This is a genomic window from Vibrio harveyi, from assembly GCF_030060435.1.
Classification (GTDB): domain Bacteria; phylum Pseudomonadota; class Gammaproteobacteria; order Enterobacterales; family Vibrionaceae; genus Vibrio; species Vibrio harveyi.
Map to the genome: position 1 here is coordinate 1,477,763 of NZ_CP125875.1, position 20,493 is coordinate 1,498,255.

1 protein-coding gene is annotated in these 20,493 nt (G+C 49.7%); it reads right to left on the reverse strand.

Annotated elements, in window-relative coordinates; all coding sequences use genetic code 11:
- Positions 1-68: 68 nt before the first annotated feature.
- Entirely contained in the window at positions 69-20,462 is a 20,394-nt protein-coding gene (locus tag QMY49_RS07385; RefSeq protein ID WP_283313768.1) for a cadherin domain-containing protein, read from the reverse strand.
- Between the last annotated feature and the right edge of the window lie 31 nt (positions 20,463-20,493).

Consider the following 20,493-nt stretch of genomic DNA (forward strand, 5'->3'; position numbering starts at 1 on the left):
ACCTGACTGAAAACAAAAAAGGTCTAGCATTACGCTAGACCTTTTTTTCATACCTTCAGTTGGTTTGATTACATATCTTTAAGTTGAGAATCCAGACTTGCAATCAGGTGTGAAGTGACGTCATCAACACTTGCTCCATCAAAATGGATATCTAATGTCGTTCCACCTTTAGAGATACTCAAGTTAGAGTCTGTTGCTCCATCTTGCGTAACTTCCACATGGTAATTACCAACATCGCCAGTGTGATCGCCCGACTTCAGATCATCCAGTAACGAACCAAGTTCATCCTTAGATAGATCCTCGAACAAGTCAGAGAAATCAAGAGAGTCTTCGTTTGCATTGAAGTCTTTTACTGTATCTGTCTCATTTGCAACATCCACCCACTTGAAGATGTCTGCACCATCACCACCGGTAAGGATATCGTTACCCAAACCACCGATCAGGATGTCATCACCTATACCGCCGTCCAGCGTATCTGAGCCACCTTGCCCGAATAGGATATCGTTGCCTTCACCTCCAGACAGGTTATCCGCTCGGTCGCTTGAACGAGATTGCTCAAATTCAGCTTGGTTGTCAGTAATGTAGTTATGAACATCTTTCTCGGTAACAAGACCAACATCTTTACCTAATTGACCAGCAACATACTCTTGTAATGCGGATACACCTTGTTCATCACTAGAACCAAATCGAATTGCATCACCGAAGATAATATCGTCACCAGCTTGACTATCGATGTCATCTCTACCTTGAAGCAGAGCAACTTCCTTACCAAGGATAACTTCAGCCAACTGTGAAACATCAATGTTGGTTCGCACTGTATTGTCTGAGTCGTAGTTTTCGAGTGTGCTTGCGTCCAAGTTGTTACCAAGACCAATCGCATGCACTTCACTGAACTCTTCCAATGCTTTGTACATATTATCAGCTTGAGCGGTAACACTATTGCTGTAGTCATAGTAACCCGTGTTGCTGTACATGTAGCCAAGGCGGTCGCCAGTCGACAAAGAATAAACCTCTGTGTTGCTCGCAATAACCGTTTGGTTGTTGTAAGTCACAACATCACCACGTTGATAATCGCTTGGTAACACGTCTCCCAAAGTAATAATTTTGCCATTTTCAGCACCAATCACCACATTAGTCATCGAAGCCAAATCATAAGCGCTATTGTGGTCAGCTTGGTTCGGCGTACCATCAGAGATAAAGTATGTGACGTTATTTGCATCACTATCTTTACCTGCAAACCAATCTAGCACTGAATCAAATGCAGCTTCATAGTTTGTGTTACCACTGCCATTGTCTCTATTGTTTGCAAATGCAGTCGCGATTTTCGTTGAAGCGTCTGGGTCACTCAAATCAACTTCCAACAGCAACTTATCATTCGTTGCAAACGTTGTTAGCAAGACATTCACTTTACCCGAATGAGAACCGGTAGCACTGCTGATCAAGGTATCAAGAACCGTTTGAATCTCAGTCTCTGCTTTACCTACGTCATACCCCATACTGCCTGAAGTATCTAGAACAAAAGCAATGTTGTAATCCTCGCCCTCAACAATCTGCAGACCTTGGACATCACCAACAATAATGTCGTCATCAGTTGTACCGGTAATATCGTTATCACCGTGCGTACCGGTAACGTATTCGTAATCGCGAACTGAAACTCGAGCCGATTCGGTCTCAGTCGCTTGGTCATTATTTGATGACTCAACCGATGTTGCAGTGACACTTAATGGGAAGTCCAGGCTACCTTCAAAATCGTACGGTACTTTTACATCAAAGTTAGCTTGACCTTGAGCATCGAGGTTCACGATATAGCCACCGCTTGGCTCTTCCGCAACAGCTTGACCATTGACGTACAACTCAACACCATCAGGTAGACCATCAACAAGGACAGTTTGAGCTAATGACTCACTGCCATCAGTGTCAGCTAAGTCAACATCCACTTCAATCGGCACCCAACGATCTTGTAGAACCTCGTAAGTGCCATCTTTATTTATCTCAATCACCTTATCCGCGAAGACAACGCGCTCGATTTCGTACAGGTGATCACCACGGTCCTCAAAGCCCGTATTGTCATTTTCTGAATCGATTGAACGCTTGTCTAGGAAGATCCAATACGGAACTTGGCCACTATGGTTGTTCTTAAACGTAAACTGGTAGTCACTGAAGTTACCAGTTAGGTAAACCGTGTCTTTACCATCATATTGCGTTGTAGATCTTCCATCGTCACCGTAGAAAGAGTCATTTTGTCGACCACCAACAAAGACATCATCACCAGCGCCACCATAGAAGGTGTCGTTGTAATTTGTACCGACAAATAACGAATCAGTATCTGAAGTGTCATTGTTGCTACCCAAGGCTACATTCGCGACCGGATTCACTCCTTGTTGAACGCCATCTAAACCAATTGCATCTGCGATGACTTTGTTCTGAGCCGGCGTATTGTTTGTTGCCGATGTCACCAAGCTGTGATTAGACTCAACCGCGTCGGTTTTCGACATATCACCCACAGAGATACTGATTGTTGGCTTATCTGCTACCGCTACGACGTCAATATCTAGTGTTTCAGTCGCTCCAGTATTTGTCGTGTACGTAATTGTCGGTACGTCACCTGACCAATCTTTTACTGGGTCAAACGTGTAACTACCATCTTGGTTCACAACCAGCGTGCCGTTGCTCAGCGATACCGTCTGACCAACCGCATAATCAGTGTTGTTAACCGTGATATGGTCAACCAGTAGAACGTTATCGCCATCTGAATCATTCAGCAGGACGTTACCTTGTAACTGCTGATCTTCGTCTGTTGTAACAACATCACTTGCTGTATTCGTTGGCAAGTTTTCATGCACAACTACATTGATCGTCGCCGTAGAGTCAGCAGTATCACCATTAGACTCTTCTGTTGCTGTCGCAGTTACCGTGATAGTGAAATCATCATGAGAACCTGCAGGAGGAGTCACCGTCAGTCCGTCTAGCGCCCATCCGGTTACATCTACCGCATCCCCGCTAGCAATAGTAATTGAGTTAGTGCCATCCGAGATCACCGCGCCTACAGGAATACCTTTCAATGTCACTTCAAGCGATTCTGAGCCGTCAGTATCATTTAGATTTGCTCTAATTTCAGATAGAGGAATCGCAGTATCTTGAGGACCTTCGTTTACTTGGTAGGTCTCGTAGACTTCAACACCATTCACTTCTTGTAGTGCAGAGGTTCTGATATCAGTCGCGTCTAACGCGTTAACATCACTAACCACAACCAAGTTACTATTGCTTAGGTTAACTGGCGCTTGACCATTGATAGAAACATCGACGTTGAAGTTACCCGGACCACTTTGATTGTGATGGTAAATCTCTAGCGGGTAGAATCCAGAAACAGTAGGTACGAATGCACCACCCGTAATTGTACCTTGAGCATTACCCCAACGAGCTTCATCGACCAATGACCCACCAACTGTGATTGCAAGGCTATCGTCCGCGCGACCAGTGAAGTCGTAGCTTGTACCCGCTTCTAGGTAAACCAATCCTGTCACAAGTACTGCTTCATTTGCGGCTGTCGCATAAGACGACGTATCTTGCACATTCGAAGTTGTGGATTGATTACCGTTAGCAGAATCAAGAGCATCAATTGCATTGATAAGAACCTGACCTGTGACACCTAGCCCATTACCAGAACCCACTACGACGTTGTTCCAAGACGTAACATTGAACTCTTGCAGAGGTACCGACAAGCCTGGCGTTACGGTGCTCAAGGTTGGCGCATCAGCGTCAGGGGTGACATCAATGGTTAGCGTCGATTGTTGACCTTCGTTCTGACCATCTGTTGGTTTAAAGCCAATTTGAGCATAATGACCAGATTGATCACCAACATTGGTACCGCCAAAGCTACTATCACCAGACTCGTTTGTCTCCGGAGTAAATCTCACACCGTCAGCGTCAAACTGCGACTTATCGAGAACTTGATCTGCTTGAACAGCCTGCCAATCACCCTGAGCGTCTTTGTACTCAAGTAATCCGTCAGTCGGCAGCGAGGTAATCTGAATCGATAGTGAAGCGTCTGCAGAATCCACATCCGTCACACCGAAAGATGCCCAATCAAGCAATACATCTGCGCCCTGCGCATCTTCATTCATAGTCACAGTTGTTGGCGTAGATTCTGGGGCGTTGTCATTAAGATCTTGCTCATTGAGCGTCACGTTGATGTCAGTGCTGGTATCAGCGCCTGAGCCATCAGTACCCGTTGCCGTCACAACAATATTGTGAACATTTTCTAGTGCTTCAAAGTCATTCGCTGCTGCGGCTGCACCTGCGGTGGTCAGTGTGATTTCACCGTTAGCGTTAACCTCGAACCAGCCGTTATCGTTACCCGAAGTGATCGCGTAAGACACGTTGCTGCCATCCGCGTCTGTCGCTGAAACAGTACCAATCACCACGTCTTCAGCAATGTTCTCGTCGTAGTTAAACTCGTAGCTGTTATCACCAAATACTGGTGCATTGTCGTTCACGTTCTGCTCGTTAAGCGTCACGTTGATGTCGGTGCTGGTATCGGCTCCTGAGCCATCAGTACCCGTTGCCGTCACGACGATATTGTGGATGTTCGCCAGCGCTTCAAAGTCATTCGCCGCCGCGGCTGCACCTGCGGTAGTCAGCGTGATTTCACCGTTAGCGTTGATCTCGAACCAGCCGTTGTCGTTACCCGATTTAATTGAGTAAGTGACATTGTTGCCATCCGCGTCTGTAGCACTTACCTGACCGATAACCGTGCTCTCTGAGATGTTCTCGTCGTAGTTAAACTCGTAGCTGCTATCACCGAACACTGGTGCATTATCATTCACGTTTTGCTCGTTAAGCGTCACGTTGATGTCAGTGCTGGTATCAGTGCCTGAGCCATCAGTACCGGTTGCCGTCACAACAATATTGTGAACATTTTCTAGTGCTTCAAAGTCGTTCGCCGCCGCGGCTGCACCTGCGGTGGTCAGCGTGATTTCACCGTTAGCGTTGATCTCGAACCAGCCGTTGTCGTTACCCGAAGTGATCGCGTAAGACACGTTGTTGCCATCAGCATCTGTAGCACTTACCTGACCGATAACCGTGCTCTCTGAGATGTTCTCGTCGTAGTTAAACTCGTAGCTGCTATCACCGAATACTGGTGCATTATCATTCACGTTCTGCTCGTTAAGCGTCACGTTGATGTCGGTGCTGGTATCGGCACCTGAGCCATCAGTACCCGTTGCCGTCACAACAATATTGTGAACATTTTCTAGCGCTTCAAAGTCGTTCGCTGCCGCGGCTGCACCTGCAGTGGTCAGCGTGATTTCACCGTTAGCGTTGATCTCGAACCAGCCGTTGTCGTTACCCGATTTAATTGAGTAAGTGACATTGTTGCCATCCGCGTCTGTCGCTGAAACAGTACCGATCACCACGTCTTCAGCAATGTTCTCGTCGTAATTAAACTCGTAGCTGCTATCACCGAACACTGGTGCGTTATCGTTCACGTTCTGCTCGTTAAGCGTCACGTTGATATCAGTGCTGGTATCAGCGCCTGAGCCATCAGTACCGGTTGCCGTCACGACGATATTATGGATGTTCGCCAGTGCTTCGAAATCATTCGCCGCCGCGGCTGCGCCTGCGGTGGTCAGCGTAATTTCGCCGTTTGCGTTGATCTCGAACCAGCCGTTGTCGTTACCCGATTTAATTGAGTAAGTGACATTGTTGCCGTCCGCGTCTGTCGCTGAAACAGTACCAATAACCGTGCTCTCTGAGATGTTTTCGTCGTAGTTAAACTCGTAGCTGCTATCACCAAATACTGGTGCGTTGTCGTTCACGTTCTGCTCGTTAAGCGTCACGTTGATGTCGGTGCTGGTATCAGCGCCTGAGCCATCAGTACCGGTTGCCGTCACGACGATATTATGGATGTTCGCCAGCGCTTCAAAGTCGTTCGCTGCCGCGGCTGCGCCTGCGGTGGTCAGCGTGATTTCACCGTTTGCGTTGATCTCGAACCAGCCGTTGTCGTTACCCGAAGTGATCGCGTAAGACACGTTGTTGCCATCCGCATCTGTCGCACTTACCTGACCGATAACCGTGCTCTCTGAGATGTTCTCGTCGTAGTTAAACTCGTAGCTGCTATCACCGAACACTGGTGCATTGTCGTTCACGTTCTGCTCGTTAAGCATCACGTTGATATCAGTGCTGGTATCGGCGCCTGAGCCATCGGTACCCGTTGCCGTCACGACGATGTTGTGGATGTTCGCCAGTGCTTCGAAATCATTCGCTGCCGCGGCTGCACCTGCGGTGGTCAGCGTAATTTCACCGTTTGCGTTGATCTCGAACCAGCCGTTGTCGTTACCCGATTTAATTGAGTAAGTGACATTGTTGCCGTCCGCATCTGTCGCACTTACCTGACCGATAACCGTGCTCTCTGAGATGTTCTCGTCGTAATTAAACTCGTAGCTGCTATCACCGAACACTGGTGCATTATCATTCACGTTCTGCTCGTTAAGCGTCACGTTGATATCAGTGCTGGTATCAGCGCCTGAGCCATCAGTACCGGTTGCGGTCACGACGATATTATGGATGTTCGCCAGTGCTTCGAAGTCATTCGCCGCCGCGGCTGCACCTGCGGTAGTCAGCGTGATTTCGCCGTTAGCGTTAACCTCGAACCAGCCGTTATCGTTACCCGAAGTGATCGCGTAAGACACGTTGCTGCCATCTGCATCTGTCGCTGAAACAGTACCAATCACCGTGCTCTCTGAGATGTTCTCGTCGTAGTTAAACTCGTAGCTGCTATCACCGAATACTGGTGCATTATCATTCACGTTCTGCTCGTTAAGCGTCACGTTGATGTCGGTACTGGTATCAGCGCCTGAGCCATCAGTACCGGTTGCTGTTACGACAATATTGTGAACATTTTCTAGTGCTTCAAAGTCGTTCGCCGCCGCGGCTGCACCTGCGGTGGTCAGCGTGATTTCACCGTTAGCGTTGATCTCGAACCAGCCGTTGTCGTTACCCGAAGTGATCGCGTAAGACACGTTGTTGCCATCAGCATCTGTAGCACTTACCTGACCGATAACCGTGCTCTCTGAGATGTTCTCGTCGTAGTTAAACTCGTAGCTGCTATCACCGAATACTGGTGCATTATCATTCACGTTCTGCTCGTTAAGCGTCACGTTGATGTCGGTGCTGGTATCGGCACCTGAGCCATCAGTACCCGTTGCCGTCACAACAATATTGTGAACATTTTCTAGCGCTTCAAAGTCGTTCGCTGCCGCGGCTGCACCTGCAGTGGTCAGCGTGATTTCACCGTTAGCGTTGATCTCGAACCAGCCGTTGTCGTTACCCGATTTAATTGAGTAAGTGACATTGTTGCCATCCGCGTCTGTCGCTGAAACAGTACCGATCACCACGTCTTCAGCAATGTTCTCGTCGTAATTAAACTCGTAGCTGCTATCACCGAACACTGGTGCGTTATCGTTCACGTTCTGCTCGTTAAGCGTCACGTTGATATCAGTGCTGGTATCAGCGCCTGAGCCATCAGTACCGGTTGCCGTCACGACGATATTATGGATGTTCGCCAGCGCTTCAAAGTCGTTCGCTGCCGCGGCTGCGCCTGCGGTGGTCAGCGTGATTTCACCGTTTGCGTTGATCTCGAACCAGCCGTTGTCGTTACCCGAAGTGATCGCGTAAGACACGTTGTTGCCATCCGCATCTGTCGCACTTACCTGACCGATAACCGTGCTCTCTGAGATGTTCTCGTCGTAGTTAAACTCGTAGCTGCTATCACCGAACACTGGTGCATTGTCGTTCACGTTCTGCTCGTTAAGCATCACGTTGATATCAGTGCTGGTATCGGCGCCTGAGCCATCGGTACCCGTTGCCGTCACGACGATGTTGTGGATGTTCGCCAGTGCTTCGAAATCATTCGCTGCCGCGGCTGCACCTGCGGTGGTCAGCGTAATTTCACCGTTTGCGTTGATCTCGAACCAGCCGTTGTCGTTACCCGATTTAATTGAGTAAGTGACATTGTTGCCGTCCGCATCTGTCGCACTTACCTGACCGATAACCGTGCTCTCTGAGATGTTCTCGTCGTAATTAAACTCGTAGCTGCTATCACCGAACACTGGTGCATTATCATTCACGTTCTGCTCGTTAAGCGTCACGTTGATATCAGTGCTGGTATCAGCGCCTGAGCCATCAGTACCGGTTGCGGTCACGACGATATTATGGATGTTCGCCAGTGCTTCGAAGTCATTCGCCGCCGCGGCTGCACCTGCGGTAGTCAGCGTGATTTCGCCGTTAGCGTTAACCTCGAACCAGCCGTTATCGTTACCCGAAGTGATCGCGTAAGACACGTTGCTGCCATCTGCATCTGTCGCTGAAACAGTACCAATCACCGTGCTCTCTGAGATGTTCTCGTCGTAGTTAAACTCGTAGCTGCTATCACCGAATACTGGTGCATTATCATTCACGTTCTGCTCGTTAAGCGTCACGTTGATGTCGGTACTGGTATCAGCGCCTGAGCCATCAGTACCGGTTGCTGTTACGACAATATTGTGAACATTTTCTAGTGCTTCAAAGTCGTTCGCCGCCGCGGCTGCACCTGCGGTGGTCAGCGTGATTTCACCGTTAGCGTTGATCTCGAACCAGCCGTTGTCGTTACCCGAAGTGATCGCGTAAGACACGTTGTTGCCATCAGCATCTGTAGCACTTACCTGACCGATAACCGTGCTCTCTGAGATGTTCTCGTCGTAGTTAAACTCGTAGCTGCTATCACCGAATACTGGTGCATTATCATTCACGTTCTGCTCATTGAGCGCCACGTTGATGTCGGTGCTGGTATCAGCGCCTGAGCCATCAGTACCCGTTGCGGTCACGACGATATTGTGGATGTTCGCCAGCGCTTCAAAGTCATTCGCCGCCGCGGCTGCACCTGCGGTAGTCAGCGTGATTTCGCCGTTAGCGTTGATCTCGAACCAGCCGTTGTCGTTACCCGATTTAATTGAGTAAGTGACATTGTTGCCGTCCGCATCTGTCGCACTTACCTGACCGATAACCGTGCTCTCTGAGATGTTCTCGTCGTAGTTAAACTCGTAGCTGCTATCACCAAATACTGGCGCGTTATCGTTCACGTTCTGCTCATTGAGCGTCACGTTGATGTCGGTGCTGGTATCAGCGCCTGAGCCATCAGTACCCGTTGCCGTCACGACGATATTGTGGATGTTCGCCAGCGCTTCAAAGTCATTCGCCGCCGCGGCTGCACCTGCGGTAGTCAGCGTGATTTCACCGTTAGCGTTGATCTCGAACCAGCCGTTGTCGTTACCCGATTTAATTGAGTAAGTGACATTGTTGCCATCCGCGTCTGTAGCACTTACCTGACCGATAACCGTGCTCTCTGAGATGTTCTCGTCGTAGTTAAACTCGTAGCTGCTATCACCGAACACTGGTGCATTATCATTCACGTTTTGCTCGTTAAGCGTCACGTTGATGTCAGTGCTGGTATCAGTGCCTGAGCCATCAGTACCGGTTGCCGTCACAACAATATTGTGAACATTTTCTAGTGCTTCAAAGTCGTTCGCCGCCGCGGCTGCACCTGCGGTGGTCAGCGTGATTTCACCGTTAGCGTTGATCTCGAACCAGCCGTTGTCGTTACCCGAAGTGATCGCGTAAGACACGTTGTTGCCATCAGCATCTGTAGCACTTACCTGACCGATAACCGTGCTCTCTGAGATGTTCTCGTCGTAGTTAAACTCGTAGCTGCTATCACCGAATACTGGTGCATTATCATTCACGTTCTGCTCGTTAAGCGTCACGTTGATGTCGGTGCTGGTATCGGCACCTGAGCCATCAGTACCCGTTGCCGTCACAACAATATTGTGAACATTTTCTAGCGCTTCAAAGTCGTTCGCTGCCGCGGCTGCACCTGCAGTGGTCAGCGTGATTTCACCGTTAGCGTTGATCTCGAACCAGCCGTTGTCGTTACCCGATTTAATTGAGTAAGTGACATTGTTGCCATCCGCGTCTGTAGCACTTACCTGACCGATAACCGTGCTCTCTGAGATGTTCTCGTCGTAGTTAAACTCGTAGCTGCTATCACCGAACACTGGTGCATTATCATTCACGTTTTGCTCGTTAAGCGTCACGTTGATGTCAGTGCTGGTATCAGTGCCTGAGCCATCAGTACCGGTTGCCGTCACAACAATATTGTGAACATTTTCTAGTGCTTCAAAGTCGTTCGCCGCCGCGGCTGCACCTGCGGTGGTCAGCGTGATTTCACCGTTAGCGTTGATCTCGAACCAGCCGTTGTCGTTACCCGAAGTGATCGCGTAAGACACGTTGTTGCCATCAGCATCTGTAGCACTTACCTGACCGATAACCGTGCTCTCTGAGATGTTCTCGTCGTAGTTAAACTCGTAGCTGCTATCACCGAATACTGGTGCATTATCATTCACGTTCTGCTCGTTAAGCGTCACGTTGATGTCGGTGCTGGTATCGGCACCTGAGCCATCAGTACCCGTTGCCGTCACAACAATATTGTGAACATTTTCTAGCGCTTCAAAGTCGTTCGCTGCCGCGGCTGCACCTGCAGTGGTCAGCGTGATTTCACCGTTAGCGTTGATCTCGAACCAGCCGTTGTCGTTACCCGATTTAATTGAGTAAGTGACATTGTTGCCATCCGCGTCTGTCGCTGAAACAGTACCGATCACCACGTCTTCAGCAATGTTCTCGTCGTAATTAAACTCGTAGCTGCTATCACCGAACACTGGTGCGTTATCGTTCACGTTCTGCTCGTTAAGCGTCACGTTGATATCAGTGCTGGTATCAGCGCCTGAGCCATCAGTACCGGTTGCCGTCACGACGATATTATGGATGTTCGCCAGTGCTTCGAAATCATTCGCCGCCGCGGCTGCGCCTGCGGTGGTCAGCGTAATTTCGCCGTTTGCGTTGATCTCGAACCAGCCGTTGTCGTTACCCGATTTAATTGAGTAAGTGACATTGTTGCCATCTGCATCTGTCGCTGAAACAGTACCAATCACCGTGCTCTCTGAGATGTTCTCGTCGTAGTTAAACTCGTAGCTGCTATCACCGAATACTGGTGCATTATCATTCACGTTCTGCTCGTTAAGCGTCACGTTGATGTCGGTACTGGTATCAGCGCCTGAGCCATCAGTACCGGTTGCTGTTACGACAATATTGTGAACATTTTCTAGTGCTTCAAAGTCGTTCGCCGCCGCGGCTGCACCTGCGGTGGTCAGCGTGATTTCACCGTTAGCGTTGATCTCGAACCAGCCGTTGTCGTTACCCGAAGTGATCGCGTAAGACACGTTGTTGCCATCAGCATCTGTAGCACTTACCTGACCGATAACCGTGCTCTCTGAGATGTTCTCGTCGTAGTTAAACTCGTAGCTGCTATCACCGAATACTGGTGCATTATCATTCACGTTCTGCTCGTTAAGCGTCACGTTGATGTCGGTGCTGGTATCGGCACCTGAGCCATCAGTACCCGTTGCCGTCACAACAATATTGTGAACATTTTCTAGCGCTTCAAAGTCGTTCGCTGCCGCGGCTGCACCTGCAGTGGTCAGCGTGATTTCACCGTTAGCGTTGATCTCGAACCAGCCGTTGTCGTTACCCGATTTAATTGAGTAAGTGACATTGTTGCCATCCGCGTCTGTCGCTGAAACAGTACCAATCACCACGTCTTCAGCAATGTTCTCGTCGTAGTTAAACTCGTAGCTGCTATCACCAAATACTGGTGCATTGTCGTTCACGTTCTGCTCATTAAGCGTCACGTTGATATCAGTGCTGGTATCAGCGCCTGAGCCATCAGTACCGGTTGCTGTTACGACAATATTGTGAACATTTTCTAGTGCTTCAAAGTCGTTCGCCGCCGCGGCTGCACCTGCGGTGGTCAGCGTGATTTCACCGTTAGCGTTGATCTCGAACCAGCCGTTGTCGTTACCCGAAGTGATCACGTAAGACACGTTGTTGCCATCAGCATCTGTCGCACTTACCTGACCGATAACCGTGCTCTCTGAGATGTTCTCGTCGTAGTTAAACTCGTAGCTGCTATCACCGAATACTGGTGCATTATCATTCACGTTCTGCTCGTTAAGCGTCACGTTGATGTCGGTGCTAAGCGGTGTACCTGGGTCATCTGTTCCTGTTGCTGTAACAACAATATTGTGAACGTTCGCCAGCGCTTCAAAGTCATTCGCTGCCGCGGCTGCACCTGCGGTGGTTAGCGTGATTTCGCCGTTAGCGTTGATCTCGAACCAGCCGTTGTCGTTACCCGATTTAATTGAGTAAGTGACATTGTTGCCGTCCGCATCTGTCGCACTTACCTGACCGATAACCGTGCTCTCTGAGATGTTCTCGTCGTAATTAAACTCGTAGCTGCTATCACCGAACACTGGTGCATTATCATTCACGTTCTGCTCGTTAAGCGTCACGTTGATATCAGTGCTGGTATCAGCGCCTGAGCCATCAGTACCGGTTGCCGTCACGACGATATTATGGATGTTCGCCAGTGCTTCGAAGTCATTCGCCGCCGCGGCTGCACCTGCGGTAGTCAGCGTGATTTCGCCGTTAGCGTTAACCTCGAACCAGCCGTTATCGTTACCCGAAGTGATCGCGTAAGACACGTTGCTGCCATCTGCATCTGTCGCTGAAACAGTACCAATCACCGTGCTCTCTGAGATGTTCTCGTCGTAGTTAAACTCGTAGCTGCTATCACCGAATACTGGTGCATTATCATTCACGTTCTGCTCGTTAAGCGTCACGTTGATGTCGGTACTGGTATCAGCGCCTGAGCCATCAGTACCGGTTGCTGTTACGACAATATTGTGAACATTTTCTAGTGCTTCAAAGTCGTTCGCCGCCGCGGCTGCACCTGCGGTGGTCAGCGTGATTTCACCGTTAGCGTTGATCTCGAACCAGCCGTTGTCGTTACCCGAAGTGATCGCGTAAGACACGTTGTTGCCATCAGCATCTGTAGCACTTACCTGACCGATAACCGTGCTCTCTGAGATGTTCTCGTCGTAGTTAAACTCGTAGCTGCTATCACCGAATACTGGTGCATTATCATTCACGTTCTGCTCGTTAAGCGTCACGTTGATGTCGGTGCTGGTATCGGCACCTGAGCCATCAGTACCCGTTGCCGTCACAACAATATTGTGAACATTTTCTAGCGCTTCAAAGTCGTTCGCTGCCGCGGCTGCACCTGCAGTGGTCAGCGTGATTTCACCGTTAGCGTTGATCTCGAACCAGCCGTTGTCGTTACCCGATTTAATTGAGTAAGTGACATTGTTGCCATCCGCGTCTGTCGCTGAAACAGTACCGATCACCACGTCTTCAGCAATGTTCTCGTCGTAATTAAACTCGTAGCTGCTATCACCAAATACTGGTGCGTTATCGTTCACGTTCTGCTCGTTAAGCGTCACGTTGATATCAGTGCTGGTATCAGCGCCTGAGCCATCAGTACCGGTTGCCGTCACGACGATATTATGGATGTTCGCCAGTGCTTCGAAATCATTCGCCGCCGCGGCTGCGCCTGCGGTGGTCAGCGTAATTTCGCCGTTTGCGTTGATCTCGAACCAGCCGTTGTCGTTACCCGATTTAATTGAGTAAGTGACATTGTTGCCGTCCGCGTCTGTCGCTGAAACAGTACCAATAACCGTGCTCTCTGAGATGTTTTCGTCGTAGTTAAACTCGTAGCTGCTATCACCAAATACTGGTGCGTTGTCGTTCACGTTCTGCTCGTTAAGCGTCACGTTGATGTCGGTGCTGGTATCAGCGCCTGAGCCATCAGTACCGGTTGCCGTCACGACGATATTATGGATGTTCGCCAGCGCTTCAAAGTCGTTCGCTGCCGCGGCTGCGCCTGCGGTGGTCAGCGTGATTTCACCGTTTGCGTTGATCTCGAACCAGCCGTTGTCGTTACCCGAAGTGATCGCGTAAGACACGTTGTTGCCATCCGCATCTGTCGCACTTACCTGACCGATAACCGTGCTCTCTGAGATGTTCTCGTCGTAGTTAAACTCGTAGCTGCTATCACCGAACACTGGTGCATTGTCGTTCACGTTCTGCTCGTTAAGCATCACGTTGATATCAGTGCTGGTATCGGCGCCTGAGCCATCGGTACCCGTTGCCGTCACGACGATGTTGTGGATGTTCGCCAGTGCTTCGAAATCATTCGCTGCCGCGGCTGCACCTGCGGTGGTCAGCGTAATTTCACCGTTTGCGTTGATCTCGAACCAGCCGTTGTCGTTACCCGATTTAATTGAGTAAGTGACATTGTTGCCGTCCGCATCTGTCGCACTTACCTGACCGATAACCGTGCTCTCTGAGATGTTCTCGTCGTAATTAAACTCGTAGCTGCTATCACCGAACACTGGTGCATTATCATTCACGTTCTGCTCGTTAAGCGTCACGTTGATATCAGTGCTGGTATCAGCGCCTGAGCCATCAGTACCGGTTGCGGTCACGACGATATTATGGATGTTCGCCAGTGCTTCGAAGTCATTCGCCGCCGCGGCTGCACCTGCGGTAGTCAGCGTGATTTCGCCGTTAGCGTTAACCTCGAACCAGCCGTTATCGTTACCCGAAGTGATCGCGTAAGACACGTTGCTGCCATCTGCATCTGTCGCTGAAACAGTACCAATCACCGTGCTCTCTGAGATGTTCTCGTCGTAGTTAAACTCGTAGCTGCTATCACCGAATACTGGTGCATTATCATTCACGTTCTGCTCGTTAAGCGTCACGTTGATGTCGGTACTGGTATCAGCGCCTGAGCCATCAGTACCGGTTGCTGTTACGACAATATTGTGAACATTTTCTAGTGCTTCAAAGTCGTTCGCCGCCGCGGCTGCACCTGCGGTGGTCAGCGTGATTTCACCGTTAGCGTTGATCTCGAACCAGCCGTTGTCGTTACCCGAAGTGATCGCGTAAGACACGTTGTTGCCATCAGCATCTGTAGCACTTACCTGACCGATAACCGTGCTCTCTGAGATGTTCTCGTCGTAGTTAAACTCGTAGCTGCTATCACCGAATACTGGTGCATTATCATTCACGTTCTGCTCGTTAAGCGTCACGTTGATGTCGGTGCTGGTATCGGCACCTGAGCCATCAGTACCCGTTGCCGTCACAACAATATTGTGAACATTTTCTAGCGCTTCAAAGTCGTTCGCTGCCGCGGCTGCACCTGCAGTGGTCAGCGTGATTTCACCGTTAGCGTTGATCTCGAACCAGCCGTTGTCGTTACCCGATTTAATTGAGTAAGTGACATTGTTGCCATCCGCGTCTGTCGCTGAAACAGTACCGATCACCACGTCTTCAGCAATGTTCTCGTCGTAATTAAACTCGTAGCTGCTATCACCGAACACTGGTGCGTTATCGTTCACGTTCTGCTCGTTAAGCGTCACGTTGATATCAGTGCTGGTATCAGCGCCTGAGCCATCAGTACCGGTTGCCGTCACGACGATATTATGGATGTTCGCCAGTGCTTCGAAATCATTCGCCGCCGCGGCTGCGCCTGCGGTGGTCAGCGTAATTTCGCCGTTTGCGTTGATCTCGAACCAGCCGTTGTCGTTACCCGATTTAATTGAGTAAGTGACATTGTTGCCGTCCGCGTCTGTCGCTGAAACAGTACCAATCACCGTGCTCTCTGAGATGTTTTCGTCGTAGTTAAACTCGTAGCTGCTATCACCAAATACTGGTGCGTTGTCGTTCACGTTCTGCTCGTTAAGCGTCACGTTGATGTCGGTGCTGGTATCAGCGCCTGAGCCATCAGTACCGGTTGCCGTCACGACGATATTATGGATGTTCGCCAGCGCTTCAAAGTCGTTCGCTGCCGCGGCTGCGCCTGCGGTGGTCAGCGTGATTTCACCGTTTGCGTTGATCTCGAACCAGCCGTTGTCGTTACCCGAAGTGATCGCGTAAGACACGTTGTTGCCATCCGCATCTGTCGCACTTACCTGACCGATAACCGTGCTCTCTGAGATGTTCTCGTCGTAGTTAAACTCGTAGCTGCTATCACCGAACACTGGTGCATTGTCGTTCACGTTCTGCTCGTTAAGCATCACGTTGATATCAGTGCTGGTATCGGCGCCTGAGCCATCGGTACCCGTTGCCGTCACGACGATGTTGTGGATGTTCGCCAGTGCTTCGAAATCATTCGCTGCCGCGGCTGCACCTGCGGTGGTCAGCGTAATTTCACCGTTTGCGTTGATCTCGAACCAGCCGTTGTCGTTACCCGATTTAATTGAGTAAGTGACATTGTTGCCGTCCGCATCTGTCGCACTTACCTGACCGATAACCGTGCTCTCTGAGATGTTCTCGTCGTAATTAAACTCGTAGCTGCTATCACCGAACACTGGTGCATTATCATTCACGTTCTGCTCGTTAAGCGTCACGTTGATATCAGTGCTGGTATCAGCGCCTGAGCCATCAGTACCGGTTGCCGTCACGACGATATTATGGATGTTCGCCAGCGCTTCGAAGTCATTCGCCGCCGCGGCTGCACCTGCGGTAGTCAGCGTGATTTCGCCGTTAGCGTTAACCTCGAACCAGCCGTTGTCGTTACCCGAAGTGATCGCGTAAGACACGTTGCTGCCATCTGCATCTGTCGCTGAAACAGTACCAATCACCGTGCTCTCTGAGATGTTCTCGTCGTAGTTAAACTCGTAGCTGCTATCACCGAATACTGGTGCATTATCATTCACGTTCTGCTCGTTAAGCGTCACGTTGATATCAGTGCTGGTATCAGCGCCTGAGCCATCAGTACCGGTTGCTGTTACGACAATATTGTGAACATTTTCTAGTGCTTCAAAGTCGTTCGCCGCCGCGGCTGCACCTGCGGTGGTCAGCGTGATTTCACCGTTTGCGTTGATCTCGAACCAGCCGTTGTCGTTACCCGAAGTGATCGCGTAAGACACGTTGTTGCCATCAGCATCTGTCGCACTTACCTGACCGATAACCGTGCTCTCTGAGATGTTCTCGTCGTAGTTAAACTCGTAGCTGCTATCACCGAACACTGGTGCATTATCATTCACGTTCTGCTCATTGAGCGCCACGTTGATGTCGGTGCTGGTATCAGCGCCTGAGCCATCAGTACCCGTTGCGGTCACGACGATATTGTGGATGTTCGCCAGCGCTTCAAAGTCATTCGCCGCCGCGGCTGCACCTGCGGTGGTCAGCGTGATTTCACCGTTAGCGTTGATCTCGAACCAGCCGTTGTCGTTACCCGAAGTGATCGCGTAAGACACGTTGTTGCCATCAGCATCTGTAGCACTTACCTGACCGATAACCGTGCTCTCTGAGATGTTCTCGTCGTAGTTAAACTCGTAGCTGCTATCACCGAATACTGGTGCATTATCATTCACGTTCTGCTCGTTAAGCGTCACGTTGATGTCGGTGCTGGTATCGGCACCTGAGCCATCAGTACCCGTTGCCGTCACAACAATATTGTGAACATTTTCTAGCGCTTCAAAGTCGTTCGCTGCCGCGGCTGCACCTGCAGTGGTCAGCGTGATTTCACCGTTAGCGTTGATCTCAAACCAGCCGTTGTCGTTACCCGATTTAATTGAGTAAGTGACATTGTTGCCATCCGCGTCTGTCGCTGAAACAGTACCAATCACCACGTCTTCAGCAATGTTCTCGTCGTAGTTAAACTCGTAGCTGCTATCACCAAATACTGGTGCATTGTCGTTCACGTTCTGCTCATTAAGCGTCACGTTGATATCAGTGCTGGTATCAGCGCCTGAGCCATCAGTACCGGTTGCTGTTACGACAATATTGTGAACATTTTCTAGTGCTTCAAAGTCGTTCGCCGCCGCGGCTGCACCTGCGGTGGTCAGCGTGATTTCACCGTTAGCGTTGATCTCGAACCAGCCGTTGTCGTTACCCGAAGTGATCACGTAAGACACGTTGTTGCCATCAGCATCTGTCGCACTTACCTGACCGATAACCGTGCTCTCTGAGATGTTCTCGTCGTAGTTAAACTCGTAGCTGCTATCACCGAATACTGGTGCATTATCATTCACGTTCTGCTCGTTAAGCGTCACGTTGATGTCGGTGCTAAGCGGTGTACCTGGGTCATCTGTTCCTGTTGCTGTAACAACAATATTGTGAACGTTCGCCAGCGCTTCAAAGTCATTCGCTGCCGCGGCTGCACCTGCGGTGGTTAGCGTGATTTCGCCGTTAGCGTTGATCTCAAACCAACCATTATCATTGCCTGACTTGATCGAATAAGTGATATTGCTACCATCGACATCATTCGCACTGACCTGACCAATTACTACATTTTCGTCGATGTTCTCATCGTAATTAAACTCATAACTATCTTGAGTGAACACCGGAGCATCTTGGATTGGATTAACCGTCACCGCAACCGTTGCATCGTCTGTTAGCTGACCATCTGAGATGGTGTAGCTAATCGTTGCGTCGCCATTGAAGTTTTCGGCAGGCGTGAACACCAACTTACCATCTACGATGGTAACGGTGCCTTGCTCTGCTGGTACCGATGCCGCTGTGATAGTCAGCGTATCGTTTTCTGGATCGCTGTCGTTCGCCAATACATCGATAGTAACCGCGGTATCTTCATCTGTTGCAACAGTGTCGTTTACTGCCACTGGTGCGTCGTTAACTGGATTAACCGTCACCGCAACTGTTGCATCGTCTGTTAGCTGACCATCAGATACGGTGTAGCTAATTGTTGCGTCGCCATTGAAGTTTTCTGCAGGTGTGAAGACCAGTTTGCCGTCAACAATCGCCACCGTACCTTGCTCTGTTGGTACTGACGCATTGGTAATGGTTAATTGGTCATTCTCTGGATCGCTGTCGTTCGCCAATACATCGATAGTAACCGCGGTATCTTCGTCTGTTGCAACAGTGTCGTTCGCTGCCACTGGTGCGTCGTTGACTGGGTTAACCGTCACCGCAACTGTTGCATCGTCTGTTAGCTGACCATCTGAGATGGTATAGCTAATCGTTGCGTCGCCATTAAAGTTTTCGGCAGGCGTAAACACCAACTTACCATCCACGATGGTAACGGTGCCTTGCTCTGCTGGTACTGACGCATTGGTAATGGTTAATTGGTCATTCTCTGGATCGCTGTCGTTCGCCAATACATCGATAGTAACCGCGGTATCTTCATCTGTTGTAACAGTATCATCCACTGCCACTGGTGCGTCGTTGACTGGGTTAACCGTCACCGCAACCGTTGCATCGTCTGTTAGCTGACCATCTGAGATGGTGTAGCTAATCGTTGCATCACCATTGAAGTTTTCAGCAGGTGTAAACACCAACTTGCCGTCAACAATCGCCACCGTACCTTGCTCTGCAGGCACTGACGCATTGGTAATAGTTAATTGGTCATTCTCTGGATCGCTGTCGTTCGCCAATACATCGATAGTAACTGCAGTGTCTTCATCCGTTGACACAGTATCGTTCACCGCCACTGGTGCGTCGTTGACTGGGTTAACTGTCACCGCAACCGTTGCATCGTCTGTTAGCTGACCATCTGAGATGGTGTAGCTAATCGTTGCGTCACCATTGAAGTTTTCGGCAGGCGTGAACACCAACTTACCATCGACGATTGCAACGGTACCTTGCTCTGCAGGTACTGACGCATTGGTAATGGTTAATTGGTCATTCTCTGGATCGCTGTCGTTCCCCAAAACATCGATAGTAACGGCGGTATCTTCATCTGTTGTAACAGTGTCGTTTACTGCCACTGGTGCGTCGTTGATCGGGTTTACCGTTACAGTAACCGTGGCTTCATCAGTTAGTGCGCCATCCGTTACTACATAAGTAACCGTCGCTTCACCGTTAAAGTCTTCTGCAGGTGTGAATATCAACTTACCATCAATAATCTCTACTGTGCCTTGTTCTGCCGGAACAGTTGCCGATTCAATACTTAGTGAATCACTATCTGCGTCTTGGTCGTTAGCCAATACATCGATAGAAACCGAAGCGTCTTCATCGGTCAAAACGCTGTCATCTTCAGCAACCGGAGGACGAGGGTTGATTGCTGGCGATGTATTATCTGAATTTGCTGCGTTCAAAATAAGATCCGCGAGCGATAGGTTTTGAGTTTCAGACAAACCTAGTGCTGCGATACCCGTCGTTTCAAACAAAGTGCTAGCAAGTATTTCTGCCCCTGTACGCTCAACAGTCCCACTTTCTTGCAAACTGGAGCCGGCATTCTCACCCGCAGCTGGGGCAAACTCTTCATTCAGTAATGTCGGGTCTTGCCCGTCTCTAAGAGCGTCAATAATTTGAGCAACATCTTGAGTGATGTCCCGCTCGTCTTCTTCTGTTGCAACTTTAACTTGAAGTTTTTGTGGTTCATCTTCGATGACTGCAACAATCAGTTCGCCCGGTAATGGTCGCTCATTCTCGGCAAGAACCTTCAATTGCCCATTCAAATCTATTACGACTAACTGCTCACCAACTGGAACTAAGGAAGTACGATCCATATAAACCTCTGACATAAAAATACTGTCAACA